1 protein-coding gene is annotated in these 480 nt (G+C 37.5%); it reads right to left on the bottom strand.

Annotated elements, in window-relative coordinates:
* Positions 1-281: 281 nt before the first annotated feature.
* On the bottom strand, positions 282-480 hold a 199-nt coding region (locus tag CSX02_RS13765; RefSeq protein ID WP_207653769.1), incomplete at its 5' end, for a hypothetical protein.

Below are 480 nucleotides of genomic sequence, written 5' to 3'. Positions count from 1 at the left end.
ACTCAGTCGGAGCTTGTACCCCGACTGAGTATAGTTTGTCATAACCCCCACCTACGCTAACGCTTAGAGGTTGGGGATTTCTCCGACTGAGTTAAATATGATTCAGTTTTATGGGGAAATAATTTGATACCAAAAAGATAATTAAGAAAGTGAATAAATGGGCGATTGCCCAATTATATATGAAAACCATATTTCTTAATTGCATATAACATGCCTTGATATGTCATGTCATATCTATTTCCGATTATAGCATGAATTATTCTTAAAATCACTGCCATTTATTACAATCTTTTGATGATACTCTTAATCACCAGTGGGGCTTGCATACGAAGTGGGGTGATTCTGGACTCTTCGTATGCATTTTTCTCTTGATCATGCATACGAAGACTGCTTTTTCGGTGGTTTTCGTATGCACATTTCAAACTGCAGTGCATACGAGGACTGTTAATTCCGGGCTCTTCGTATGCATTTTTCTCTTTT

The sequence above is a fragment of the Agathobacter ruminis genome (assembly GCF_002735305.1).
Classification (GTDB): Bacteria; Bacillota; Clostridia; order Lachnospirales; family Lachnospiraceae; genus Roseburia; species Roseburia ruminis.
The sequence above is the reverse complement of the archived record's forward strand: the minus strand, read 5'-3'. Positions and strand labels throughout refer to the sequence as shown.